General features: G+C 71.3%; 19 protein-coding genes. 7 read left to right on the plus strand and 12 right to left on the minus strand.

The window, feature by feature from the left end; all coding sequences use genetic code 11:
• Window positions 1-46: 46 nt before the first annotated feature.
• From ACFVW6_RS24230 to ACFVW6_RS24245, 4 genes are all read right to left on the minus strand, one after another.
• Window positions 47-7,951, minus strand: a complete 7,905-nt coding sequence (locus tag ACFVW6_RS24230; RefSeq protein WP_378830024.1) for an amino acid adenylation domain-containing protein — start codon at window positions 7,949-7,951, stop codon at window positions 47-49.
• A gap of 166 nt (window positions 7,952-8,117) precedes the next feature.
• Complete coding sequence (locus tag ACFVW6_RS24235; protein ID WP_378830025.1) at window positions 8,118-8,930, minus strand: ABC transporter ATP-binding protein; 813 nt, start codon at window positions 8,928-8,930, stop codon at window positions 8,118-8,120.
• A gap of 10 nt (window positions 8,931-8,940) precedes the next feature.
• Window positions 8,941-9,996: a FecCD family ABC transporter permease gene (locus ACFVW6_RS24240; RefSeq protein ID WP_378830026.1), complete on the minus strand. Its 1,056-nt coding sequence runs from the start codon at window positions 9,994-9,996 to the stop codon at window positions 8,941-8,943.
• Complete coding sequence (locus ACFVW6_RS24245; protein ID WP_378830027.1) at window positions 9,993-10,991, minus strand: iron chelate uptake ABC transporter family permease subunit; 999 nt, start codon at window positions 10,989-10,991, stop codon at window positions 9,993-9,995. Before ACFVW6_RS24245 ends, ACFVW6_RS24240 begins: the two co-directional genes overlap by 4 nt.
• Before the next feature lie 156 nt (window positions 10,992-11,147).
• Here ACFVW6_RS24245 and ACFVW6_RS24250 point away from each other — a divergent pair, with 156 nt between their 5' ends.
• From ACFVW6_RS24250 to ACFVW6_RS24260, 3 genes are all read left to right on the plus strand, one after another.
• Window positions 11,148-11,864, plus strand: coding sequence for a hypothetical protein (locus ACFVW6_RS24250; protein WP_355283424.1), 717 nt, complete (start codon window positions 11,148-11,150; stop codon window positions 11,862-11,864).
• A 141-nt stretch (window positions 11,865-12,005) separates the two neighbouring features.
• The gene (locus tag ACFVW6_RS24255; protein ID WP_378830028.1) at window positions 12,006-12,533 is read left to right on the plus strand and encodes a hypothetical protein; all 528 of its coding nucleotides are present in this window, start codon (window positions 12,006-12,008) and stop codon (window positions 12,531-12,533) included.
• 46 nt (window positions 12,534-12,579) lie between these two features.
• Window positions 12,580-13,581, plus strand: a complete 1,002-nt coding sequence (locus tag ACFVW6_RS24260) for a serine/threonine protein phosphatase (RefSeq protein ID WP_387792773.1) — start codon at window positions 12,580-12,582, stop codon at window positions 13,579-13,581.
• Here ACFVW6_RS24260 and ACFVW6_RS24265 read toward each other — a convergent pair.
• On the minus strand, window positions 13,578-15,155 hold the full coding sequence (locus ACFVW6_RS24265; RefSeq protein ID WP_378830031.1) for an MFS transporter: 1,578 nt from the start codon (window positions 15,153-15,155) through the stop codon (window positions 13,578-13,580). The two genes, ACFVW6_RS24260 and ACFVW6_RS24265, sit on opposite strands and share 4 nt — an antisense overlap.
• A 109-nt stretch (window positions 15,156-15,264) precedes the next feature.
• On the opposite strand from ACFVW6_RS24265, the gene ACFVW6_RS24270 reads away from it, so the two are divergent.
• A complete protein-coding gene (locus tag ACFVW6_RS24270) occupies window positions 15,265-16,419 on the plus strand; it encodes a DUF5925 domain-containing protein (RefSeq protein ID WP_378830032.1) in 1,155 nt (384 codons plus the stop codon).
• 2 nt (window positions 16,420-16,421) lie between these two features.
• Here the strand turns inward: ACFVW6_RS24270 and ACFVW6_RS24275 are convergent, their stop codons facing one another.
• Entirely contained in the window at window positions 16,422-16,985 is a 564-nt protein-coding gene (locus ACFVW6_RS24275) for a TetR family transcriptional regulator C-terminal domain-containing protein (protein ID WP_357349547.1), read from the minus strand.
• A 106-nt stretch (window positions 16,986-17,091) separates the two neighbouring features.
• Here ACFVW6_RS24275 and ACFVW6_RS24280 point away from each other — a divergent pair, with 106 nt between their 5' ends.
• Window positions 17,092-18,792, plus strand: a complete 1,701-nt coding sequence (locus tag ACFVW6_RS24280; RefSeq protein ID WP_378830033.1) for a nitroreductase family deazaflavin-dependent oxidoreductase — start codon at window positions 17,092-17,094, stop codon at window positions 18,790-18,792.
• Here the strand turns inward: ACFVW6_RS24280 and ACFVW6_RS24285 are convergent.
• Entirely contained in the window at window positions 18,782-20,149 is a 1,368-nt protein-coding gene (locus ACFVW6_RS24285) for an MFS transporter (RefSeq protein ID WP_378830034.1), read from the minus strand. The two genes, ACFVW6_RS24280 and ACFVW6_RS24285, sit on opposite strands and share 11 nt — an antisense overlap.
• A 94-nt stretch (window positions 20,150-20,243) precedes the next feature.
• Complete coding sequence (locus ACFVW6_RS24290; protein WP_378830035.1) at window positions 20,244-21,089, minus strand: NAD(P)H-binding protein; 846 nt, start codon at window positions 21,087-21,089, stop codon at window positions 20,244-20,246.
• An 81-nt stretch (window positions 21,090-21,170) separates the two neighbouring features.
• Here ACFVW6_RS24290 and ACFVW6_RS24295 point away from each other — a divergent pair, with 81 nt between their 5' ends.
• Window positions 21,171-22,121: an AraC family transcriptional regulator gene (locus tag ACFVW6_RS24295; RefSeq protein WP_355283446.1), complete on the plus strand. Its 951-nt coding sequence runs from the start codon at window positions 21,171-21,173 to the stop codon at window positions 22,119-22,121.
• Window positions 22,122-22,129: 8 nt separating this feature from the next.
• Window positions 22,130-22,564 carry an acyl-CoA thioesterase gene (locus tag ACFVW6_RS24300; RefSeq protein ID WP_378830036.1) on the plus strand — a complete coding sequence of 145 codons (435 nt, stop codon included), beginning with the start codon at window positions 22,130-22,132 and terminating at the stop codon, window positions 22,562-22,564.
• Between the two features lie 6 nt (window positions 22,565-22,570).
• Here ACFVW6_RS24300 and ACFVW6_RS24305 read toward each other — a convergent pair whose 3' ends face one another.
• The 4 genes from ACFVW6_RS24305 to ACFVW6_RS24320 form a co-directional block, all read right to left on the minus strand.
• Window positions 22,571-22,789: a hypothetical protein gene (locus ACFVW6_RS24305; protein ID WP_355283449.1), complete on the minus strand. Its 219-nt coding sequence runs from the start codon at window positions 22,787-22,789 to the stop codon at window positions 22,571-22,573.
• A 124-nt stretch (window positions 22,790-22,913) separates the two neighbouring features.
• The gene (locus ACFVW6_RS24310) at window positions 22,914-23,717 is read right to left on the minus strand and encodes an SDR family oxidoreductase (protein WP_378830037.1); all 804 of its coding nucleotides are present in this window, start codon (window positions 23,715-23,717) and stop codon (window positions 22,914-22,916) included.
• A gap of 23 nt (window positions 23,718-23,740) precedes the next feature.
• On the minus strand, window positions 23,741-24,307 hold the full coding sequence (locus ACFVW6_RS24315) for an antibiotic biosynthesis monooxygenase family protein (protein WP_378830038.1): 567 nt from the start codon (window positions 24,305-24,307) through the stop codon (window positions 23,741-23,743).
• Window positions 24,308-24,391: 84 nt separating this feature from the next.
• Window positions 24,392-25,756, minus strand: coding sequence for a uracil-xanthine permease family protein (locus ACFVW6_RS24320; protein ID WP_378830039.1), 1,365 nt, complete (start codon window positions 25,754-25,756; stop codon window positions 24,392-24,394).
• Between the last annotated feature and the right edge of the window lie 15 nt (window positions 25,757-25,771).

Genomic DNA, 25,771 nt, shown 5'->3' on the forward strand with positions numbered 1-25,771 from the left:
GATTTCCTCATTTCTTCCGAACGGCGAACAGCGCTGGGCGGGAGGCTCATGCGCTGAGCGCCGGGTCTGTGTCGAGCAGTGCCGCGACCTCGGCCCAACCGGCGGGCGACACGATCTCGAAGTGGGAGTAGGGCAGCCTGCGCACCACCAGCCGGGCGCCCGCCGCCTGCCACCCGGCGATCTGGGCGTCGGTGCGGCCCGGCGTGGTTCCGGTGTCGCCGGCGTACAGGGCCATCGGCGCGTCGTAGGCGGCCGGGGTGGACGCGGTGACCAGGCCGAGCAGGGTGGTCGCCGCGCCGCGCAGGATCGCCGCCAGTTCCGGTGCGTCCTCGGGGATTTCGGGGAGCAGCCGGTCCAGCTCCGCGGGGTCGGCGGCGGCCCTGGCGGCCTGCCCGGCGAGATCGGTGAGCGCGAAGGCATCGATCAGCCCGGTGAAGGCGACCCGCTCGCCCGCGGCGGTCAGCGCGGCCGCGATGGCGTGCGCGATGGTGCCGCCGAGGGAATAGCCGAGCAGGTGGTACGGGCCGTGCGGCTGGATCCGGCGGATCGTGGCCAGGTAGTGGGCGGCCAGCTCGTCGATGGTCCCGGCCTGGAAAGCGTTGTCGCTCAGGCTCGGTAGTTGCAGGCCGATGATCGGGCGGTCGGCGCGCAGGAGCCCGGCGAGCGGACCGAACTGCCAGGCGGTGCCGCCGACCGGATGGATACAGAACAGCGGCTCGCGCGTGCCGGTGGCACGAAGTTCCAGGACATGGTCGAGGCGGGTTCCCCACGCGGTCGACTCGCCGGATCGGCGCGACCCCGCAGCGGTGCCGTTGTCCTCGCGCGTGATTCGCGCCGCCAGCGCGACAGCGGTCGGCGCTTCGAAGATGTCGTCGAGGACGACGTCGAAACCCGCGCGGCGCAATCGGCCGACGACCCTGACCGCGGTCAGCGAATGACCGCCCGCGGCGAAGAAGTCGTCGCCGTCGCCGAGGTCGGGGGCGGACAACACCACCGCCATCGCCGCCCGGATGTCGGCCACCAGGTCGGCCGCCTCCGCACCGTTCGCCCGTGCGGCGGCGTCGTGCTGCCGGGATGCGTGGGCATCGTCGCGGACGACGGCTCCGCCCGCGCCGGACCTCGCGGCGCGATCGGCGGTCTCGCCCTGCGCTGTCGCGGGTGTGCGCACGAGACCGTCCGGCCCCGCGGTCGAGTCGTAGACCGGGACCGGCAGTGCCTTGCGATCGATCTTCTCGCTGGCCGTCCTGGGAATGCGGTCGAGCACGACGAAGGCCGCCGGGACCATGTAGGCGGGCAGCGCGGTGCGCAGTGCGGCGCGCACGGCCGCGATGTCGATCGCGATGCCGGCCTTGGCGACGAGGTAGGCGGCCAGACGCTGGTCGCCGGGGGTGTCCTCGCGCAGGAGCACCGCCGAGTGCGCGACGCCGGGGGTGGTGAGCAGGGCGGCTTCGATCTCGCCCAGCTCGATGCGCTGACCGCGCAGCTTCACCTGGCTGTCCGCGCGGCCGACGTAGTCGAGTTCCCCGTGTGGACCCCAGCTGACCAGATCGCCGGTGCGGTACATGCGGTCGCCGGTGCCGCCGGGATCGGCGACGAACGACCCGGCCGTTCGCCCGGGTCGGGAGAGGTAGCCGCGCGCCAATTGCGCTCCGGTGAGGTACAACTCGCCGATCTCGCCCGGCGGCACCGGGCGCAGATCGGTACCGAGCACGCGGACATCCGAGCCCGCCGCGGGCACCCCGATGGGCACGGTGCCGCCGTCGGCGTCGGAGGTCTCGTGGTGGGTGATGCAGACCGCGGCCTCGGTGGGGCCGTACAGGTTGTGCACGCTCGCGCCGGTGGCCGTCCGGATCCGCCGCGCGGTGCCCGGCGGGAGCGGCTCGCCGCCGGTGACCGCGAAACGCAGTGCGGTGCAACCGCTCAGGTCGGCTTCCTCGGCGAGCACCGTCAGCATCGAGGAGGTCATCTGCAGCATGCTCACCCGCTCGCGGGCCATGAGCTCGGCGATCTGGTGCGGATCGCGGTCCAGCCGTCCCTCGACGGGCGCGGCCAGCACCCGCGCGCCCACCAGCAGCGGCCAGAACAGCTCCAGCATCGAGGCGTCGAAGGTGGCCGCGGTGCGGTACAGGACGGTGTCGCCCGGCGCGAGCCGGTGCCGCCGCTGCATCCAGGCGAAGGTGCTGATGATCGCCGCGTGCGACACGCTCACGCCCTTGGGCTCACCGGTGGAACCCGAGGTGAACAGCAGATACGCCGCACTGGCCGGTCGCAGCGGCGCGCGCCGGTCGCGGTCGGTGACCGGGGTGGCCGGGAAGGCGGTGAGATCGAGGTCGTCGACCGTGACGACCGGCGCGCGCTCGGTGCCGAAACCGTCGGCGGTGGTGGTGAGGACCAGGGCCGCCTCGGCCGTGCGCAGGATGCGATCGGCGCGCTGGGCCGGGCTCTGCGGGTCGATCGGCAGGTAGACCCCGCCCGCCCGGCAGATCGCGTGCGCGGCGACGATCGCGTCGATCCCGCGCGTCATCGTCACCGCCACCACGGTTTCCGGCCCGACGCCTTCGCCGATCAGCCAGTGCCCCAGCCGGGCGACCCGCGCGTCGAACTCGCGGTAGGTCAGGGTCACGCCGTTCGCGGTCAGCGCGGGCGCGCCGGGATCGATCGGGGTGGTCGAGGTCCAGTCGGCCAGGGTGGTGCCGACCGTCTCCGGCGGCATCGCCGCGGCGGTCACCTCGGCGACCGTGCGCCCGAGGTCGGTCGCCAGGGCGGTCAGGACCGCGCCGAGCCGATCGGTCAGGCGCGCGGCGACCGGCGCGGGCACGGCGACCGGATCGTGGTGCAGCATCAGGGTGAACTCGTCACCGGGCAGCGCGGTGACGGTGACCGGGAAGTCCGTCAGCCCGTCCACCTCGACATCGACCACCTGCACGCCCCGGGGGTCCGGTTGCAGCAGACCGGCTTTCGGGAAGTTCTGGAATACCACGAGGGAGTCGAACAGCCGCCCGAGACCCACCGCCCGCTCGACGGTCGCCAATCCCAGATAGCCCCGTGCCTGCGCCTCGAACGAGGCGTCCTGCACGGCCGCGAACTGCTCGGCCACCGGCCGCCCGTCGGTGAGCGTGACGCGCATCGGCACGGTATTGCTGAACAGCCCGACCATCGCGCCGACACCGGGCAGATCGGCGGGCCGCCCCGACACCACGGTCCCGAACACCACATCGGTGCGCCCGAAGTGCTCGGCCAGCACCATCGCCCACGCGCCGTGGAGCACGGTGCTCATGGTCAGGCCATGGGCCCTCGCGGTGGCGGTCAGCGTTTCCGCGACGGCGGAGACGTGGGGGACCCGCAGCCCGATCGGGCGCAGACGTGCGACGGCACCGTGCTCGCACGACGTGCCCGCCGGTGTCCCGGACTCGTCGGTCGACTCGACGACGCGGTGCTGGAGCGGGGTGGCGAGCACGCTGGGGCAGGAGAGGCCGGTGAGCCGGTCGGTCCACCAGCGCAGGGTCGAGGTGGTGTCGCGGGCGGCCAGCCAGTCGAGATAGTCACCGAAAGACGGTGCGGGCGGCAGTGCTTCGTCGCGGTAGACGGCGAGGGTTTCGCGCACCATCGTCGGCACCGACCAGCCGTCGGCGAGCAGGTGATGGGCCACCAGGACCAGCCACTGGGTGGTGTCGGTGAGCCGGATCAGGCGGGCGCGGATCAGCGGCGGGCGGTCGATGTCGAGCGGTTCGGCGCCCGCGCGCCGAACCGCGAGGTCCGCTTGCGCTCGGGGATCGGCGCTGTCGCGCAGGTCCTCGACCGCCCAGTCGAGCGCCGGAGTGCGCGGCACCACCTGGACCGGCTGGTCGAAGCGCTCGTAGCTGAAGGCGGCGCCGAGATTCGGATGCCGCCGCAGCACGGCCTCGAACGCCGCGCCGAGCCGCGCAGGCTCGAGCACGCCGTCGAGGGTGAAGCGCGCCGTCATCGTGTAGATGTCGTCGGCGCCGTCCCGCAGGGCGTGGAAGACCAGGCCCTCTTGCAGCGGTGACAGCGGCAGCACGTCGGCGATCGGGCCGTAGGTCTGCGCCAGCGCGTCGAGATCGGCCGTGGTCAGCGACGGGATCAGGGCACCGGGAGTCCGCCGCGCCGTCTCGGCGGCCCGCGCGGAACGGGAGTCGAGCGTCGCCGCCGGGGCCGGGTCACCCGGCAGGGGTGCCGAGCCGTCGCGCGGATCACCGCCGGGTGCCGCCGCGGTGTCCGGCGTGGCCTGGGCGGCGGCCTCGGCCGCCAGGGTGGCGAGGCTGCGGCGGGTCAGGAGTTGCTGCGGCAGCAGGGGCAGGCCGTCGGCGCGCAGGGCGCTGCTGACGGTGATGGCGGTGATGCTGTCGCCACCGACGGCGAAGAAGTCGTCGTCCATGCTGAGCGCGTCGAGGCCCAGCGTCGTCGAGATCGCCTCGTGGACAGCATGTTCGGCACGGGTCTCGGGAAGCCTGCCGACCGTGTCGGCGGCCGGGTCAGGCAGGGCGGTGCGGTCGAGCTTGCCGTTGACCGTGCTCGGCAGTTCGTCCAGGACGACGAGGCGGGCGGGCACCATGTGCTCGGGCACCAGGTCGGCCAAGCGGGTACGGATCGCCGCGGTGTCGAGATCCGGTGCGGCGACCACGTAGCCGATCAGGGCGGGCCGACCGCCGATCTCGCGGATATCGGCGGCAGCGGAACGGATCTCGGGCAGTCCGGCCAGGGCCGCCGCCACGTCACCGAGTTCGACCCGGTGTCCGCGGATCTTCACCTGATTGTCGACGCGACCCAGGTATTCGTAGCCGCGGCCGGGCACCCAGCGTGCCCGATCACCGGTGCGGTACATCCGCGCGCCGGGCGGACCGTAGGGATCGGCGACGAAAGCGCCTGCTGTGGTCGCGAATCTGCCCAGGTAGCCACGGGCCAGCTGAGGTCCGGCCAGATACAACTCGCCGACCTGGCCGTCCGCGACGATCTGTAAACCGTTGTCCAGCAGGTGTACCCGCGAGCCCGCCAGCGGCAGCCCGATGCGGGGCCCGTCGCCGTCGATCGGCGCGCCGAGTACATCGACGGTGGCCTCCGTCGGCCCGTACATGTTGACCGCCGCGACCCCAGCCCGGTCCAGCGCGCTCCACAGCTCCGCCGAACAGGCGTCGCCGCCGACGACGATCAGCGTGGGCCGCCGCGCCGAACCGGCCGGGAGCACCGGCGCCACGGTGTGCGTCACTGTCGCGCCGGGTCGCCGCGCCGAACCGGCCGGGTCGAGCACCGGCGCCACGGCGTGCGTCACTGTCGCGTCGGGTCGCCGCGCTGCGGCGCGGAAAGCCGGCGTCGATCCTCCGGCGGGCTTGCTGACGCCGATCGCCGCCGGTCGCTCGGTGGCGGGGAGGTCGTCGGAGATCCGCGGAGTGCCGGGCGTTCGCGAGCCGTCGGGGGCGGGTGGAGTCGTGGCGAGCCCGTGTTCGAGCAGGGCCGCTACCAGCGTCGGGGTGCCGTCGACGACATCGATGCCGTCGCGCGCGAACGCTGCGACCAGCGCGTCGGGATCGCGCCGGGTTTCGCTGTCGTAGAGGTGGATTCGATGGCCGTCGACCAGCCACAGCAGCGGGTCGAGGGACGCGTCGAACGCGAACGAGGTGGTGTGGGCGACGGTGAGCCGACGACCACCCGCCCGCCGCGCGGCCGCGCCGTATATGCCGGCGCGATGTGCCGCGACGAGCCCGGCGAGCGCGCCGTGCGACACGACAACGCCTTTCGGCTGTCCGGTCGACCCGGAGGTGTAGATCACGTAGGCCGCGTGGTCGGGGCGCAACGCGACTTCGACCGCGAGGCCCGGGTGCCGATCGAGCCCGTCGTCGAGATCGTCGAGCGCGACGACATCGTCGCCGAGCTCGGCCGCCAGTCCCGCCGAACCGAGGACCAGGACGGGTGCGGCATCGTCGATCGTCGCGCGCAGGCGCGCCACCGGATGCTCGGGATCCAAGGGCAGATACGCGCCGCCCGCTCGCCACACCGCGAGCAGGGCGACCACGAACTCCACGTCGCGGGGGAGCGCGAGTCCGACGATCGTGTCCGGGCCGACGCCCGCGTCGTGCAGGTACCCGGCGAGCCGGTCGATCCGGTCCGCCAGTTCGGCCCCGGTGTAGCGGCGGGTCGCCGAGCTGAGCACGACGGCGGAGGAGTGGTCGGCGAGTGCCCGATCGAGCAGGTCGACGACGAGTTCGGCCTGGACTGTGGCGCACGCGCCGTCGGCAACGTCGGGGCGCGACGGCTGGGTGTCGTCGGCAACGTCGGGGCGCGACGGCTGGGTGTCGTCGGCAACGTCGGGGCGCGACGGCTGGGTGTCGTCGGCAACGTCGGGGCGCGATGGCTGGGTGTCGTCGGCAACGTCGGGGCGCGATGGCTGGGTGTCGTCGGCAACGTCCGGGCACGATGGCTGGGTGTCGTCGGCAACGTCCGGATACGGTGACTGCGCGTAGTCGGCAAGGGTCGCGGCCGCTGCGCCGCCGATGGCCGGGTCGACCGTCTGTGTCGCGAGGACAGGTCCGCCGTGCGGCGAATCATCCTGCGACGACGCCGGATCGAGCCGCAAGGTGACCGCCCGATCCAGCAGCAAACGCTCCCGTTCCTCGGCATCGAGCAACTCCAGCGCCCCCACCGCGGTCTTGTCCGACCCGATGAAGCCCGTGATCGCCCGGGTCAAGCCGGCGATCCGTCGCCGCACCATCGCCGCGTCGTTGGACCGCGCGTCGGACTCGAAGCCGAGCAGCACCGTGCCGTCGGGCAGCGGGGTGACGGTCAGGCTCAGATCCTCCGGCGGGCCACCGGCCACATTGCGCAGCACGCCGCGCGCGCCGTCGAAGTCGAGGGTGAAGTCGAAGACCTTGAGGTTGATGCCGATGCCGTGCAGCAGCTCGCCCGCGCCGTGACCGTGGAAATCCCGGGCCAGGTCGTCGCCGCTGTAGCGCTGGTGGGCGCGGATCTCGCGCAGGGTGTCGGCGATGCGCGGGCCGAGCTCGCCGAGCCGGTCACCGGCGGTGACCCGGACCCGCAGCGGCAGCACATTGACCGCCATCGACGGCGTGCGCAGGGCGCCCCGGCCGACCCGGCCCATCAGCAGCATGGAGATCACCACGTCGCCGGTGCCGAGCAGGCGATGCAGGAAGGCGGCGTAGCAGGCGACGAGCGCGTCGGCCCAGGTGATGCCGTGCCGGTCGGCGGCCTCCCGCAGCTGGGTCAGTGTCTCGGCGGAGAGCGCCGTCTCGGCGCGGATGGTCCGCTCCACCGCGCCGCCGAGGTGGCGGCCGCGCCCGTCGAGATCGGGCCACGGGGTGAGCTGATCGCGCCAATAGTCGCGGTCGGCGGTGAATTCGGGGCCGTCCCGATAGGTCCGCTCCTCCGCGACCAGCTCGGCGATCGTGCCGAAAGTGCGCTTCGGCGCGGGCTTTCCGCGCCGCAGCGCGGTGTAGTGCGCGGCGACCCGGCGCGACAGCAGCGCGGCGCTGTAGCCGTCGACGATGAGGTGGTGGTACAGCTGCACGCACCAGACGACCGAATCGGTGACCCGGATCAGCGTGTAGTTGTAGAGCTGCCGGTCGACCATGCCGCGGCACCGCTCGGCGGCCTCGTGCCGTTCCAGCGCGACGGCCTCGTAGGCCAGCGCCATCGGCTCGGCGGCCGCCCGCAGATCGACGGTCGGCCGCAGCTCGGCCGCGGCCTCGGTGACGAATTGCCGTGGGCCCTCGGGGGTTTCCCGGAACCGCAGCCGCATGTTCTCCGCCTCGGCGACGGTGCGCCCGATCGCCTCGGCCAGCAGCTCGACATCGATCGGGGTGTCGCCGGTGATCTCGAGTACCTCGCCGACCAGGTACCGGCCGGAGTCGGGGTCGAAGCGCTGGGCGTTCCAGATGCCGAGCTGTGGTCCGGTCAGTGGTAACCCGAGACCGTCGGTCATCGTGTCTCCCCGCTTCGCCGTTGGCACGGCAACTCCCTTCGCCCGCACTGACATTCACCCGTGAACCACCGGATGATCCGGCGAATCCAGGCACAAAGAGATAGGTTAGCCTAAACTAACTTGTTGTGGAATAGCTACGTCTGCGAACGATCTCGCCGCGCGGCGCTCAGCGCACCTGGGCGGCGTCCTCGGCCAGCGGAACCACCAGCGGTGTCCCGGTTTCCGGGTCGTCGACGATCCGGCAGCGCAGCGAGAACACCTCGTGCACGAGCTCGGCCGTGACGATCTCCGTGGGCACGCCATGCGCCACGATCCGGCCGTCGCGCATGGCGATCAGGTGATCGGCGTAGCGGAAGGCGTGGTTGAGGTCGTGCAGCACGGCCACGACCGTGCGCCCCGACTCGCGGTTCAGCGTGCGGCACAGGTCGAGCAGCTGGATCTGATAGGCGATGTCGAGGTAGGTCGTCGGCTCGTCGAGCAGCACGATCGGGGTGTCCTGGGCGAGCACCATGGCGATCCACACCCGCTGGCGCTGACCGCCGGACAGCTCCTCGACCGGTCGCGCCGACAGTTCGGCGACGCCGGTGGCCGCCATCGCCGCCGCCACCGCCTCCTCGTCGGCCGTGGACCACTGCCGCAGCAGCGTCTGGTGCGGATAGCGGCCACGGGCGACGAGATCGGCGACCCGGATGCCGTCCGGCGCGGTCGAGGTCTGCGGCAACAAGCCGACCTGCCTGGCGAATTCCTTGGCCGGATAGCCGGTGATCGGCTTGCCGTCGAGCAGCACGGTGCCGGACTCGGGGGTGAGCAGCCGGGCCAGCGCGCGCAGCAGGGTGGACTTGCCGCAGGCGTTCGGGCCGATGATCACGGTGAACGCGCCGTCGGGGATGTCGACCGAGAGCTGATCGCTGATCGTGGTGCCCTTGTAACCGAGGCGGACCCGGTCGGCGCGCAGTCGCGAGGCGTGAGAGTCGTTCATGTCGCTTTCCCTAGTTCCGTCGCGCTTCGGCGACCAGCAGATACGCCAGGTAGAGGCCGCCGACCGAGGCGGTGACGATGCCGACCGGCACGGTGGTCGGCGCGAACGCGTGCTGGGCGATCCAGTCGCAGGTGATCAGCAGGGTCGCGCCCATCACCGCCGCGGGTACCAGCGCGATCGACGGGGTGCGGGTGAGCTTGCGCGCCAGGTGCGGCGCGGCGAGGGCGACGAAGGCGATCGGCCCGGCCACCGCCGTCGCCACCGAGGTGAACGCGACACTGAGCGCGATCAGCCAGCCGGTCGCCTTGCTCACGTTCAGGCCGAACGCGCGCGCGGTGTCGTCGCCGAGTTCGAGGATCTGCAACCGGGGCGCGGCGGGAATCAGCGCGAACGCCAGCACGGCCAGGATCAGCATCGTCGGCGCGACCTGCGGCCAGGAGAGTCCGTTGAGCGAGCCCGCGCCCCAGGCCGCCGCGGCGATGGCCGCGTCCAGGTCGGCGCGCATGATCAACCAGGTGTTGACCGAGGCGAGCATGGCGCTCACGCCGATGCCGACGATGATCATCCGGAAGCCGGTCACGTTGTGCCGGAAGGCGAGCAGGTGGATCACCAGCGCGGCGCCGAGTCCGCCGATGGTCGCGCCCGCCGCGGTCTGGAAGTTCCCGCCGCCGAGGGTCAGGATGACGATCAGCGCGCCGGTGTAGGCGCCGGTGTTGAAGCCGATGATGTCGGGACTGCCCAGCGGGTTCCTGGTCACCGATTGCAGGATCGCGCCGCTGACGCCGAGCGCGGCGCCCAGCGCCAGGGCCAGCAGGATGCGTGGCAGCCGCCAGTCCCACACGACCAGCCGGTCGAACCGCTCGTCGCCGATGAACAGCGCGCGCAGCACCCGCAGCGGCGGGATCGGGTAGTCGCCGCTGCCCAGGGCCAGCACCGCGGTCGCGAACGAGATCACCAGCAGCACGGCGCACACCACGATCGTGCGCACCCCGATCCGGGCGGTGATGCCCAGCTTGGGCGGGCGCACGACCAGTATGGTGCGGCCGAAATCGATTCCGGCGCTCATGCGGCGGCACCTACCTTCGCGCGGCGGGCCAGCCAGATCAGCACCGGCGCGCCGAGGAACGCGGTGATCAGGCCGGCGGGGACTTCGTCGGGACGGATGATGAGGCGGCCCAGCACGTCCGCGGTGAGCACCAGGATCGGCGCCAGCACCAGCGAATACGCGAAGATCCAGCGCTGATCCGGGCCGACCAGCCAGCGGGCGATGTGCGGAACGGCCAGGCCGACGAAGGCGACCGGGCCCACCGCGGCGGTCGCGGTGCCGCACAGCAGCACCAGGGCGAGTGCGGTCCACAGCCGGGTCCGGGAGACGTGCACGCCCAGCGACTGCGCCAGATCGTCGCCGAGCGCGACGGCGTTGAGCGAACGCGCGCACAGCGCGGCGATCACCAGGCCCACCAGGATGAACGGTGTCGCGCCCGCGACGATCTCGTAGCCACGCCCGGCCAGTGAACCGGAGTCCCAGCGGCGCATCTCGTCGAAGGCCTTGGGGTCCACCAGGATCAGGCCCCGGGTGAGTCCGCTGAGCACGGCGGTGGCGGCGACGCCGGCCAGGGTGAGGCGGACCGGGTCGGTGCCGGTGCGCCCCGCGGTGCCGAGCCGGTAGACGACGATGGAAACCAGTGCCGCACCGGCGAATCCGAACCAGACATACGATGTGATGTCGCTCACGCCGAGCAGGCCGACCGCGATGGTGATGGCGAAAGCCGCGCCCGCGTTGACGCCGAGCAGGCCGGGATCGGCCAGTGGATTCCGGGTCAGACCCTGCATCAAGCAGCCCGCGACGCCCAGTGCCAGACCCGCGAGCAGGCCCAGCAGGGTGCGGGGGACGCGGTACTCGATCACCGTCACGTGGTCGGGTGTGGTGGAGGTCCCGGTCAACGCCAGCCAGACCTCGTCGGCCGGAATCGATTTCGTGCCGATGAGCAGGCTGAGCAAACACGCCGCGACCAGCACGAATACCGCCAGCAACCACCCGCACAACCGCGGACTCTTCATCAGGGGTTTCTCTCTCGCGTCCAACTCTGTCTCACAGGAGGTTAGCCTAAGCAAGGTCTTGATAGGTGAGGCTTACCTAGCTATGGTCTCGGTTCGTTCGGTCCGCAGCTTCTGCGCCGCGCAGCTCACCACGAGGAACACGAAAGGCTCACCCCCGTGAAAATCACCAAGTTCGCCCTGTTGGCTTCCACCGTCAGCGTTGCCCTCGGCATCGCGGCCGGCACCAGCCACGCGGCACCGGCCGCGGACCCGAACGCGCCGATCAACTACACCGCGACCACGACCGAGACCGCCACGATCATCGGTACCGACGCGGGCTCGATGGTGGTCGAGGACGGCGTGTTCAAGATCAAGGCGGCGAACGGCGACACGGTCGCCGGCAGCGAACTGTCCTTCCGTGTCGACGATTTCGTCTTCCCGATCGCCGCCGACATCTCCGGCCGCACCGCCACCCTGACTCCGCAGTTCGACCTGGCGCACGCCACCTACAAGCCGGTCGCGCTGCCCTTCGAGGACAAGGCGCCGTGGAAGAGCGAGTACGACCGTGAGCAGGCCGCCTGGAGCCGCATGACCGGCACCATCTCCCTGGGCGCCAGCATCGCGACCCTGGTCGGCGGCCTCGGCGGCGGCGCCGTCGGCTGCGTGCTCGGCGGTATCGCGGGCGCCACCATCGCCTCGGCCACCATCGTCGGCATGTTCGGCCCGTTCATCCCGGCCGCGGCAGTCGGCTGCATCGCGGGCATCATGGCCATCGGCGCCCTGGGCACCCTCGCCGGCCAGATCTTCATCACCGCCCCCGTCGCGATCATGGCCGCGGTCCAGTACTTCACCACCATCAACTCCCCGATGCCGAACCAGGCGCCCGCCAAGTAGGCGCACCCAGAACGCTCGTGGAGGGGACAACTCGACGAGACGACGAATCCCGCCCGATCCGATCGGGCGGGATCTCGTCGTCTCCGCTGGCGACCGAAATTCGCTGGTCGCGGACCGATCCGGTCGGGCAGGATTCCCGGCATGAGTGATCGGCCGACACCTGACCCAGGGGAAATGCCGTCCCCGGGACTGGTTGCCGCTTGGGTCGCGCTCGATACCGTTCCGTCCGGAAGGATTCCGCTGTGTGCCGCGCATTGGCTGGTGGACGGCCACGACGGTGCATCGCTCAGGGAACTGGCTGGTCTGGGCGGCACGGAAATCCACGAGATCCGCGACATATTGCCCGCGGCGCTGGCCGACTGCGGTACGGCCGTTCCCGATTCGGCCGCGGCCGCGGCGCAGGTGGCGTTCACCGATCTCGCGCGTATGCACGCCGACGGCCGAGCTTCCGAACTCTGGGTGCTGAACAAGGTGTACGAAATCATTCTCCGGTCCGACTATGACGGCGGCGTCGTGGAGCTGCCGCTGGGCCGGATAGCCGACCTCGCGGACGAGTGGGAAGCGGGTTGGGGGCGACCGCGAGACCAGCTCGAACGTGAGATCCAGCAGGCTTGCCGAGCGCAACTCGCCTCGGCGAGCGCGCGCCGGACTTCCGGCGGGTCCTGCTGAAACCGGCGGCGGCCCGGTGGACGGTGTTCGCTGGCAGAATCGTGAGATGACAGTCGGCCGGAGCGAACGCCACTGGAGACTCGCGGCAGTTCTGGCTTCCCGCAACGACTTTCAGCTCGCTGAGCTCGTGGATGCGGGCCGGGTCGTCGGTGTGGGAGTGGGTGGCGGTGCGGCGGTTGCCGATATCGACGGCGTGCCGGTATTCACCAAGCGCATTCCGTTGACCGATCGGGAGCTGGCGAATCGGGGTTCCACCGCGAATTTGTTCGAGCTGCCGATGTTCTGTCAGTACGGTGTCGGCGGCCCGAGTTTCAACGCCTGGCGCGAGCTCGCCGCGAATATCGTTGCCACCGAAGGGGTGCTGGCGGGGGAGACCCAGGCGTTCCCGATGCTCCATCACTGGCGGGTGCTGCCCGGACGGGCGGCGGTCGCGGCCGAACACGCCGATATCGACACGGTGGTCGCCGCGCTTGGCGGGTCGCCCGAGGTGCGGAAACGTCTGGAAGCGCTGGCGGCGGCCACGTCGAGCCTGGTCCTGTTCAGCGAATACATCCCGTCCGCGATGCCGGAGTGGCTTGGCGCGGATCCGGTCGGCAAGGCTGTGGTGTTCGAGCGGCAGCTGGCGGAGATCATGGCGTTTCTGCGCGACCGCGAATTGCTGTATATGGACGGACATCTCGGCAATCTGCGCGCCGACGGTGAGCGCGTCTATCTCACCGACTTCGGACTGGTCACCTCACCGCGGTTCGACCTGTCGCCCGCCGAGCGTGATTTCGCGCGCCGCCATGTCACGCACGACGGCGACTACGCCGCCATGCGACTGGTCAATTGGCTGGTGACCGATATCTGCGGCGTGACGACACCGGCCGGCTGCGCCCCCGTCGCCCGCAACGCATACGTCCGCCGGTGCGCCGCCGGGGATATCCCGGCCGACGTGTCACCTGTCGTCGCCGCCATCCTGGCCCGCCACGCACCCGCCGCCGCGAAGATGAACGCCTTCTACTGGAAGCTGTTCGGCGGTGACGTCCACGCGGAATACCCGGCCTAGGCGGGCTCGGTGTCCGGGGCGGACTTCGCTTCGTTCGGGGCGGGGAGGTGGCGGAGCAGGACCAGGACCAGGGTGGCGGCGATGGCGGTGAGGCCGATGCCGACGAGTGAATTCACCTGGAGGGCATGGGTGTAGGCCTGGCGGGCCACGGTGGTGAGTTCGGCGCCGAGGGCTGCGGGGAGGCCCGCGGCGACCTGGAGGGCGCCGGCCAGGGTGTCCTCGGCGGCGTGGACGACCTCCGTCGGCAGGCCGGTGGGCAGGTTGTCGGCCATCTGGCCGCGGTAGACGGCGGTGCCGATACTGCCGATCACGGCGACGCCGAGGGCGGCCGAGAGTTCCTGGCCGGTCTCGGAGATCGCGGAGGCGGCACCGGCGCGGGCCGGGTCCACCGCGCCGACGATCAGGTCGAGGCCGAGGACGAACATCGGGCTCAGGCCGAGCGAGAACACCACCATGCCGGTGACGATCAGCGCGAGATCGTCGGCACCGGAGAGCTGGGTGAACAGCGCGTATCCGGCCATCGCGAGCACCAGACCGCCCGCCATCAGATAGGCGGGCCGCACCCGCGGTGCGAGGGCGCTCACCACCCCGGCGGCCACGACCATCGCCGCGGCCTGCGGCACGGTCCACAGCCCGGCTTCGAAGGCGGACAGCCCGAGCACCAGCTGGAGATACTGCGACAGCAGCAGGAACAGCCCGCCCATGGCGAGCATCGCCACCATCAGCGCGACCAGCGAACCACTGAACCGCACATTGCCGAACAGTTCGAGGTCGATCAGCGGGTCGGTGAGCCGGCGCTGGCGCAGCACGAACACCGTGCCCAGCGCCAGACCGGCCGCCAGCACCGCGAGCGCGTCGACCGCCCAGCCGTCCTTGGCCAGCTCCTTGATGCCGTAGATGACGGCCATCACCGACAGCAGCGACAGCAGCGCGCTGAGCACATCGAGCTTGCCGGGGTTCGGGTCCTTGTACTCGGGCAGCAGGATCGGCCCGGTCGCCAGCAGCAGCACCATCGCGGGCACCGCGACCAGGAACACCGAGCCCCACCAGAAGTTCTCCAGCATCGCCCCGCCGACCAGCGGGCCGATCACCATGCCGATCATGAAGCTGGTCATCCACACGCTGATCGCGGTGGTGCGCTGGCGATCGTCGTGGAACATGTTGCGGATCAGCGCCAAGGTCGACGGCATCAGCGTCGCGCCCGCGATGCCGAGCAGCGCCCGGGTGCCGATCAGCATGTTCGCGCTGGTGGAGTAGGCGGCGACGATCGAGGCGACGCCGAACGCGAGCGCGCCGATCATCAGCAGCTTGCGCCTGCCGATCCGGTCACCGACGGTGCCCATGGTGATGAGGAAGCCGGCGACCAGGAAGCCGTAGATGTCGAGGATCCACAGCAGCTGGGAGCTGCTCGGTTGCAGCGACTCGCTGATCTGCGGGATGGCGAGATAGAGGACGCTCAGGTCCATCGAGATCAGCAGCGTCGGCAGGGCGAGCACCGCCAGCCCGATCCACTCCTTGAGCCCGGCCGTCGCGGTGGGTTCGGTTGCGGCCTGCTCGCGCTGCGTGGACGTCACGACCCCGACGTTACCGACGGATCGACCGCATGTGCCAGGCGTTTTTCGGCGTCGCGGCCGATCCGCGGGCCCAGAAGTCATTGGACATTGCCGGGCCGGTGCCGCGAGGATGGGCGCGGTGTCCACACGTAACGAACAGCTCAGGCTCGTCGATCCGCCGCGTCAGCCGGACGATCCGGGCGAGCGGTTTCCGTGGTCGGCGGCCATCGACTCCACCTACTCCACTCGCGACGCGATCGACGCGCTGGCGCTCGCGCCGTTCCTGCGCGGCGACCAGTCCTTCGCCCGCCAGGCACACCTGGACCGGGTGCGGCCCGACGCGCCGCTGCGCCCGGCGGGCTCGCGGATCGTGCGCTCGGTCGCCGACGACGACAGCAGCGCCCTGCTGGTCGAAGGCGAGGGCTGGTCGCTGCGGGCGGTGCGCTGGGCGGGCGGGTCGGCCACGGTCGAGGTGACCGCGGTCAGCGACGAACTCGCCGTCGAGGTGCTGGCCGCCGCCACGGCCGACGCCGTGCAGCCCCCTGGCGCCGGCGCCACCGTGGAGATGGGCTTCTGGCACATGGATGTCCGCAGGCCGTTGCGCAGGCGCCGCCAGATCAGCGCGCCCGCCTGGGCGGAGATCCGCGGCAACTACGCCGCGCCGGTCGCGGCGAGCATGGATCGGCTGATGGCGCTCGAGGTCGCCGAGATCCGGGGCAGGCTGGTGCTGCTGCACGGCGAACCGGGCACCGGCAAGACCACCGCGTTGCGCGCGCTCGCGCGGGCGTGGTCGTCGTGGTGTCAGGTGGACTGCGTCGTCGATCCCGAAGAACTGTTCAGCAATCCCGGCTATCTCATGGAGGTGGCCGCCGGCGCCGACGGTGACGACGGCAGCCGCTGGCGCCTGCTCGTGCTGGAGGACTGCGACGAACTCATCCGCGGCGAGGCGAAAGAGGCCGCGGGACAGAAGCTGTCGCGCCTGCTCAACCTCACCGACGGCATGCTCGGGCAGGGCCGCAATGTGCTGATCGCCGTCACCACCAACGAGGACCTGTCCCGCCTGCACCCGGCGGTCGTGCGCCCCGGCCGCTGCCTGGCCCAGATCGAGGTCGGCCGCTTGTCACCCACCGAGGCGCGCGACTGGCTCGCCGCCCAGGACTGTCCGACGGGCGACCCGATCGGTCGTGCGGGCGCGACGCTGGCGGAGCTGGTCGCCCGTCGCGACGGCGAGATCCAGATCCAGTCGGTCACCCAGGATGCGGCCGAGGTCGGCATGTACCTGTGACGTCACGCCGGCGTATGCGCCCTGATCAGTTCGGTGAGGTGGGCGCCGACGCGGTCGAGCGGCTCGGTGCTGTGCTTGGCCAGTGACATCACCACCGCGCCCTCGATCGTGGCGATGACGGTCGTCGCCAGCGATCGGGCGGTGTCGGGGGCGATGTTCTCCGCGCGCAGCCTGGTCGCCAGGGCCTGCTCCCAATCCGCGAAGGCCTCGCCAGCGGCGTCGGCCGCCGACGGGGATTCCGAGCGGCCCAGCGCCGCGGCGACGACCGGGCAGCCGGCCAGGAAGTCACTGGACTCCACGACGTGTTTCCACGCGTCGGCGAAGGAGGCGATGGTGGTCTCCGGCTTTGCGTTCGCGCTGAACGTCTCGATGAGCGTCGTCATCGCCCGCCCGGCGACCCGGGTGGCCTCGGTGATCAGCTCGGATTTGCCGCCGGGGAAGTTCAGATAGATCGTCCGGCGGGAGAGCCCGCTGTGGTCGAGCAGCTGCGCGACGCCGGTCCCGGTCACGCCGTTGCGGCGGACCAGATCGATCGCGCTCTGCACGAGTCCGTCGCGTGCGGCCATTCGACGTCCTTTCGGTCGGTTCGATTGAAGTATACCGATCGGTGTACTACCGTTCGAGCAAGTACACCGATCGGTGTAGTGGGCGCGATCCGTGGAGGAACCGACGATGACAGCCCTGAGCGACCCGCTCGCCCTGCCCTGCGGCCAGGTACTCGGCAACCGGCTGATGAAGGCCGCGCTGAGCGAGGGCCTCGGCAATCCGGAGGCCGGGCCGGACGAACGTCTCGACCGGCTCTACCGCCGGTGGGGCACCGGCGGCTTCGGCCTGGTGGTCACCGGCAATGTCATGGTCGACCGCAGGCACCTCGGCGAACCGGGCAATGTCGTCGTCGAGGACGAGCGCCACCTCGACGACCTGCGCCGCTGGTCGGCCCACACGACCGGGGCGGGCGCCCGGGTCTGGATGCAGATCAATCACCCCGGCCGCCAGGCGAATCCGCTGATGACCGCGGCGCAGCCGGTGGCGCCGTCGGCGATCGGCCTCGGCCTGCCCGGCATTCCCGCGCCGCGCGCGCTCACCGACGCCGAGATCGTCGACATCGTGCACCGCTTCGCCACCACCGCGCGAATCGCCGAGCGGGCCGGCTTCGACGGCGTGCAGATCCACGGCGCGCACGGCTATCTCGTCTCGCAGTTCCTCTCGCCGCTGGCCAATCAGCGCGACGATCGCTGGGGCGGCGATCCCGAGCGGCGCTCGCGGTTCGTGCTGGAGGTGGTCCGCGCGATCAGGGCCGAGGTGTCGCCGTCCTTCGCGGTCGCGATCAAGCTCAACTCCGCCGACTTCCAGCGCGGTGGCTTCACCGAGGACGAGTCGCGCGCGGTGGTGCGGCGCCTCGCGGCCGAACGGCTCGACCTGATCGAGATCAGCGGCGGCAGTTACGAATCGCCCGCCATGATGGGCAGGCCGGTGGCCCGCTCGGCGAGCACCGTGGCGCGCGAGGCGTACTTCCTCGAGTACGCGCGGTCGGTGCGGGCGGCCGCGGGCTCGGTGCCGCTGGCCGTCACCGGCGGGTTCCGGTCCCGCCTCGCCATGCTCGACGCGGTCGAGTCGGGGGAGTGCGATGTGGTCGGCCTCGGGCGGCCCAGCGCGGTCCATCCCGGCGCGGCCGCCGAAATCCTGCATCAGCGCACCGAGCGCCTGCACTCGCCGAGCATCTCGCTCGGCCTGCCGGCGCGGGTGGCGACGCTGCCCAATGTCAAGAGTCTCGAAGGCGCCCTCGACCTGCAGTGGCACACCGACCAGCTGCATCGCCTCGGCGCGGGCGCCGACCCCGATCCCGACCGCACGCCGTGGCTCACGGCGGCGGCCATGCTGAAACACCATGGTGTCGACGCGTTCCGGAGCAGAAGGAGTTCGACCGTGACCCAGCCATCGAAGGACCCGGCCCTGCGCAAGTTCCGGTTCGAACGCGCGGTCGGGCGCTATCTCGCCAATCCGACGGTCCGCGCGCTGGGCCGGATCGGCATCCGCACCTCGTTCGCGACCGACCTGGAGACGACCGGCCGCAAGTCCGGCCAGGCCAGGGTGGTCCCGGTGTCGGTGTCGTTCGACGACACCGGCGCGTGGGTGATCAGCCAGCACGGCACCAGGTCCGGCTGGGCGGCCAATATCGGCGCCGAACCGAAAGTCCGTGTCCGGCAGGGTTCCCGGTGGCGCACCGGGATCGCGGAGTTGCGTCCGGCCGACGATGTGGTCGCGCGGGCGCGCAGCTTCGCGCCGAACCCGGTCTTCGCCGGGCTGACCGCGGCGACCTTCCGCGCGTTGCAGAGCACGCCGATGTCGGTCCGGATCACCTTCACCGACTGACGACCTCGGCCCGCGCGGCGCAGGCCAGGGTGAGCACGAGCGGCACCGCCAGCGCCGCGGTGAGCGGGACGAGCGCGGTCAGCCAGCCGATCACGGCGGGCCCGGCGAGCAGTCCGAGATAGCCGATGGTGAAGACCCGCGACATATCTGTGGCGGCGGTGGTACCGCCGAGATTGCCCGCGGCGGTGAAGATCTGGGGCACGCCACCGGCGAGTCCGAGACCGCACATCGCCCAGCCCACCAGGGTCAGCGGCAACCACGGCGAGGCGATGACCACCGCGAAACCGGCCCCAGCCAGCAGGCTGCCGTAGCGCAGGATGGCGACCGGGCCGATCGCCCCGCTCACCCGGTCGGCCAGGAACCGGCCCAGGGTCATGGTCGCGGAGAAAGCGCCGAACGCGAGCGCGGCGTCGGACTCGGACACGTCCAGGTGCTCGCGGGCCTGCAGGGCACTCCAGTCGGCCGCGACGCCCTCGGCGAGCAGCAGCACGAAGGCGATCACACCGAGGGAGAGCACTTTTCGGCTGCGCGCGTCGGCGTGCAGCGCTCGCTTCGGCTCGGTGGGCGGGTCCGACGGCGTGATCGTCGATCGGGTGGCGTCGGTGCCTGCCGGTTCGGCGCGCACGGCCGGGGCGATTTCCGGGCGTCCGTCGCGGGTCACCGATTCGGCCGGGTGCGCACGGTCGGTCGGGTGCGCACGGTCAGTCGGGTCCGCGTCGTACGCCCGGTCGGGGTCGTCGACCGGGGCGTCGTAATGCTCCGGCCGTGAGCCCGGATCCGACCGGTGGTGCGGAATCAGGTGTGGCACAAGCACCGCGGTGACGGCGAGGCCCGCGATCCCCGCGATGGTCAGCGTCAGCTGCGGTGACCAGCCGAGGCGCTGGGTGGCGGCCCCGACCAGCGCGCCCGCGAACCCGCCGCCGGAGAACATGGCGTGGAACGCCGACATGATCGGCCGGTGATAGGCCCGTTCGACGTGCACCGCCTGCGTGTTCATCGAGACGTCGAGCGCGCCGTTGCCGAGCCCGAAACAGGCCAGCGCGATCGCCAGGCTCACCGGGCCGGTCGCCAGCGCGGGACCGAGCACCGTCACCGAGATGGCGGTCGCGGCGACCGCGACCAGGGTGCGGCTGCCGAACCGGTCGGCCGCCGGGCCCGCGAGCCGCATCCCCACGATCGCGGCCCCCGCCAGCAGCAGCACGAACATCCCGAGCAGCGAGGACGACACTCCGGTCCGGTCGGTGATCGCCGGAATGTGGACCACCCACATGGCCAGCAGGAAACCGTTGAGCGTGAAAACGCCGAACACCGCGGCCCTGGCCAGCCGGAGTTCGCGGTCGATCGTCGCTGGAGTCACCGATTCGACGGTACCCGCGCCCGATGCCGGACGCGGGCGGACCGAGATCACCACGCGCCGCCCGCGGTCGGCGCGTGGTGATCGGGCGCCCGGCTCACTCCTGGGGCGTCCAGATCCCGGTGGCGGCGGTTTCCTTGGCGTACTCGCTGAAATCGCGGGGCGCCCGGCCCAGCGCGCGCTCCACACCGTCGGCGGTCGGGGTGTTGCGGCCGTCGAGGATGGTGCCGAAGAGGTAGTCGAGCAGGCTGATCACGTCGTCGGGGACCTGGTATTCGCTCAGGGCCGCAACGAATTCCGCGCGGGTGGCCGGGATGAACGCGATCTCGCGGCCACTGGCGGCGGCGATCTCGCCCACGGCCTCGGCGAAGGTCAGCGCCCGCGCGCCGGTGATCTCGTAGATCTCGCCCGTGTGCCGGGGATCGGTGAGCGCGGCCACGGCGACCTCGGCGATGTCGTCGGCGTGCGCGAACGGTTCGGGCACATCGCCGTTGGGCAGCGCGACCGCGCCGGCGAGGACGTCGGGCAGGAACGCGCCCTCGCTGAAGTTCTCCGCGAAGAAGGCGCAGCGCACCACGGTCCAGGCCAGGCCCGAATTCTCCACGATCTCTTCGCATTCGCGCGCCTCGGGCTCGCCGCGGCCCGACAGCAGGACCACCGTTTTCACGCCCGCCGCCGCGGCGGCCGCGGTGAACGCGCGGATGACATCCGGCGCGCCGGGGACGGCGAGATCCGGCTGGTAGGACAGGTAGACGGAATCGACACCGGCGAGGGCGGGGCCCCAGGTGGCCCGATCGGTCCAGTCGAACGGGATATCGGCGGTCCGCGAGCCGAGCCGGACCGGGTGGCCCGCGGCCTCGAGGAGCGCCGCGACGCGGCTGCCGGTCTTGCCGGTGCCGCCGGTGACGAGGAAAAGCTGCTGGTGGGAAGCGGTGTTTGTCATGAGATAAGTACATCGTCCGACGGCCTCGGGCAACATCGTCGTGCCGCTCGCGAACATGCGCGGTCGTCTACTGTGGACGATGTGGATGCGTTGGCCGGACTGCTCGAAGGGCCGCGGGCGCGCGGCGCGTTCCTGATGTGCTCGCTGCTGAACCCGCCGTGGTCGCTGCGGATCCAGGACGAGGCGCCGTTGACGGTGCTCGCGATGATCCGTGGAAAGGCTTGGGTCAGTACCGATTCCCAGCCGCCACGGCAGCTCGGCGCGGGTGATGTCGCGATATTCCGTGGGCCGCAGCCGTATACGGTGGCCGACGATCCGGCGACCGACCCGCAGATCATCATCCAGCCGGGCCAGGTCACCACCACTCCCGATGGCGAGATCCTGTGCGAGACACTGAGTCTCGGTGTCCGGCAGTGGGGCACCGACTCCGACGGCGAGACGCTGATGGTCACCGGCACCTACGAATCCGCCGGCGCGGTGAGCAGGCGGCTGCTGCGGGCCCTGCCGCAGGTCGCGGTGCTGCCGCGCGGTGATCTCGACACCCGCCTGCTCGATCTGCTCGTCGACGAGGCCACCAAGGACCTGCCCGCGCAGACCGCGGTGCTGGACCGCCTGCTCGACCTGGTCCTGATCGCCGCCCTGCGCGCCTGGTTCGCCCGCGACGACGCCCCCGCCTGGTATCACGCCTACAGCGATCCGCTGGTCGGCAAGGCCCTGCGCCTGCTCCAGCACAATCCGGCCCACCCGTGGACGGTGGTCGCGCTGGCCGAGGCGGTCGGCATGTCCAGGGCCGCGCTGGCCCGCCGGTTCACCGAACTGGTCGGCGAGCCACCCATGACGTTCCTGACCGAATGGCGGCTGTCGCTGGCCGCCGACCTGCTGGCCGAGTCCGACGCGACGGTCGAGGCCATCGCCCACCAGGTCGGCTACGGCAGCGCCTTCGCGCTCAGCACCGCGTTCAAGCGGCACTTCGGGGTGAGCCCGCGCGACCATCGGCAGGGGAACGTCGCCGCGCTGTCGTCTTCGGCCTGAGCGGGCCCATGCTGCATGATGACAGCGTGAGCTATCCCGTCCTGTGGCCGATGCCGACCCGGTGGGCCGACAATGACCAGTACGGCCACGTGAACAACGTGACCTACTACTCCTACTTCGACACCGCGGTGAACGCCTGGCTGATGCGTGCCACCGGCATGGACATCACCGAACTGCCCGCGCTCGGCGTCGTCGCCCAGACCGGGTGCCGGTTCCACGGCTCGGTGAGCTTTCCCGACCAGCTCAAGGTCGGGCTGCGCATCGCCCGCCTCGGCACCTCGAGCATCACCTACGACCTGGCGATCTTCAAGGAGACCGAGGCCGGGCTCGAGCTCGCCGCGACGGGCGATTTCGTGCACGTCTACGTCGACGCCGACACCCGCAAACCGGTGGCGATCCCCGAGGTCGTGCGGACCGCCGCGGCCGAACTCGTCACCGAGTAGCGGCGCTCAGGAGGCGATGACGCCGACCTCCGGCCATTCGCTGGCCCGGCGGGCGCGCAGGATGATCTGGCCCGCCGGACTGTAGCCGGGCGGGCCGGGTAGCGCCGAGAAGGTGGTCTTATCGATCACGAGCGAGGAGTCGAGCTGGTCGCGGCTGGGGCCGAAATGGTACTCGACCTGCGTGGTTTCGTCGCGAACCTTCTTGAAGTACACCAGTGTTGCCATCGCCGGATCTCCGCGTAGATCTGCGCCGGTCAACGGATCGTGACCGGCGGCTACCGACCATCGTGGCAGGGATCGAGCGATCGCGCGGCTACCTCGGGTGAATTGTTCCGACCGATCTCGGAACTCACCCGCGCAGCATCGCCTGGAACCGGCGCATGCCGGAAATCCACCGGTCGTAGTCGGAGCCCTTGTTGCGGTACATCTGCAGCACCTCCTGGTGCGGCAGGATCAGGAAGTGCTCGGCGGCCATCGCCTCGACGACGGTCTCGGCGACCTCCTCGGTCGAGAGCACCGCGCCCGCCGTCGTCACGGCCTTGATCGCCAGCGCGGCCGCCTCCGGCGCGTCGGGGATCAGGTCGCCGCTGAGCAGGCGGGTATCCACGCCCATCGGGCACAGGCAGCTCACCCGGACACCCTGGTCGCCGTAGGTGACCGAGAGCCATTCCGCGAAGCCGACGGCCGCGTGCTTGGTCACCGAGTAGGGCGCCGAGCCGATCTGGGTGAGCAACCCGGCCGCCGACGCGGTGGTGACGAAGTACCCGCCGCCGCGTTCGACCCAGCCGGGGACCAGCAGCCGCGCGGCGCGCACATGCGCCAGCACGTTCACCTCCAGCGCCGCGGCCCACTGCTCCTCGGTGCTCTCCAGGCCGGGTCCGCCGCCGATGCCCGCGTTGGCGAAGTAGAGATCGACCGGGCCGAACGCGCGTTCCGCGGTCGCGATGAGCTCGGCGATCACCCGCTCGTCGGCCACGTCACCGCCGACCGCGACCGCGTTCGCGCCCAGCTCACCCGCGACCTTCGCCGCGGTATCCGCGTCGATGTCGGCGACGACGACCCGCGCGCCACCCGCGACGAGCCGATGCGCGAGCGCGGCGCCGATGCCACCGCCCGCGCCGGTGACGATGCCGACCTTGCCTGTGATCTCCATGTCCGCACCCTAACGGGCGCCCGTCACCGTCCGGCGGGAAATTCCGCCACCACGGTGTACAGGGCGGGATGGGCGACGGCGTAGCCGGGCGCGGTCGACAACCGCTGCTGGAACTCGGGGTTCGCGCCCGCGGCGTGCCAGGCCTGCTCGCCGTCCCAGTGCGCGATATTGATCAGCGGGAAGCGGACATCGGGGTCGATGGCCCGGTGCAGGCGGTTGTCCCGGAATCCGGGCGCGCGCGACATCAGCCCGGCGCGGGTGTGCCAGTGCCCGATGAACTCGTCGATCCGGGCCACGGGCAGGTCGAAGGCGTTGACGAAGACGATGCCCGGATCGGTCGTGTGCGTCTCGGCGGTGTACTGGGCGGCCACCCCGTAGCTGCCGGTCGCGGCCGTGACCGGCGCCGTGAACAGGGGCGTGGTGTTGTCCACGCCGACGACGCCGACCGAGACGAGCTGATACGCGGTCCCCTTCGCGATCGCCCGCAGCAGCACGGCCGTGGCGACGCCCGGCACCAGATCGGGCCGCCACGCGGGGCGCAGGGCATCGGCTCGCGCGGCCGAGGTCTCGACGATGCTGATCTCGATCATGGTGCCCACCTGACGAATTCGGCCCGTTCCCGACGCGGTGCCGCTGCGTCGAGAATAGGCCGAGTCGTGGTGTCGCGCCCGGTGTCAGCCGGTGACCGCGGCAGGCTGCGGTGGCACCGGCGCGGCCGGTGCGATCGCGGCGCGGGCCATGGTGCCGAGGCGGGTGTGATTGAAGATCAGGTTCAGCAGGAACGCGGCACCCGCGCCCAGCGTGACCCCGCTGTCGAGCAGGATCTGCGCCGAGGTCGGGAACTTGGTGAACATGCCGCTGGTCAGCTCGGGCAGCAGGCCGATGCCGATCGCGGTGGCCGCGATGGTCGCGTTCACCCGGTCGAGCAGGTCGGCCTGGCGCAGCGTGTTGACCCCGACCACCGCGACCGTCGCGAACAGCACCAGCCCGACCCCGCCGACCACCGGCTTCGGGATCGCCGCGACGACCTCGCCGATCCGTGGCACCAGCCCGAGCACCACCAGGATCGCGCCGCTCACCGCGGTCACGTAGCGGCTGTAGATCCGCGTCGCCGCCACCGCGCCGACGTTCTGGTTGAAGATCGTGTCGACGAACGCGGTGAAGACGCCGCCGAGCACGCCCGAGAGGCCGTCGCCGACCAGGCCGCGGGCCAGATCGCCCTTGCTGATCGGCTTGCCGGTGATCTCGCTGATCGCGAGCATGCTGGCGGTGGACTCGGCGAACACCACGGCCATCACGATGCTCATCGCCACCACGGCGGTCACCGGGAACTGCGGCGCGCCGAAGTGGAACGGCTGCGGGATGCCGATCCAGTCGGCGGTGCCGATGCCCTTCGTCGTCACCAGGCCCATCGGGATGGCGATCGCGATCCCGGCGACCAGCGCGATGAGCACGCCGAGCTGCGACCACACCCCGCGCCCGAGGCAGACGAAGCCGACCGCGATCAGCACGACGACCGCGGCCAGCCCGATGTTCGACGGCGCGGCGAAACTCGGCGACTTCGGGTCGGTGCCGATGATCAGGCCCCCGGCGACCCCGATCAGCGACACCCCGACCACCGTCAGCACGGTCCCGGTGACCAGCGGCGGGAAGAACCGAACCACCCGGGCGAACGGCCAGGCCAGCGCGATGCCGACGACACCGCCGATCAGCATCGACCCGTACACGGCGTCGAGACCGTACTCCTTGGCGATGAGGATCATCGGGTTCAGGCCGACGAAGGTCGCGCCGCACACGATCGGCAGGCGCGCGCCCGCCAGCTTGCCGACACCGAGGCTCTGCACCAGCGTGATGATCCCGGCGACCAGCAGGTCGGCGCTGATCAGCAGCCCGATGGTCGACCGGTCGAGGCCGGCCGCCGCGCCGAACACCAGCGGCACGGTGATACATCCCGTGTACATGATCAAGACGTGCTGGATGCCGAACACCAGCTGCCGCGCGAACGGCAGCCGGGTGTCGACGGGATGTAACTCGCTCATGCCCCCGTTTGTAGC

The organism is Nocardia sp. NPDC058244 (genome assembly GCF_042882065.1).
Classification (GTDB): domain Bacteria; phylum Actinomycetota; class Actinomycetes; order Mycobacteriales; family Mycobacteriaceae; genus Nocardia.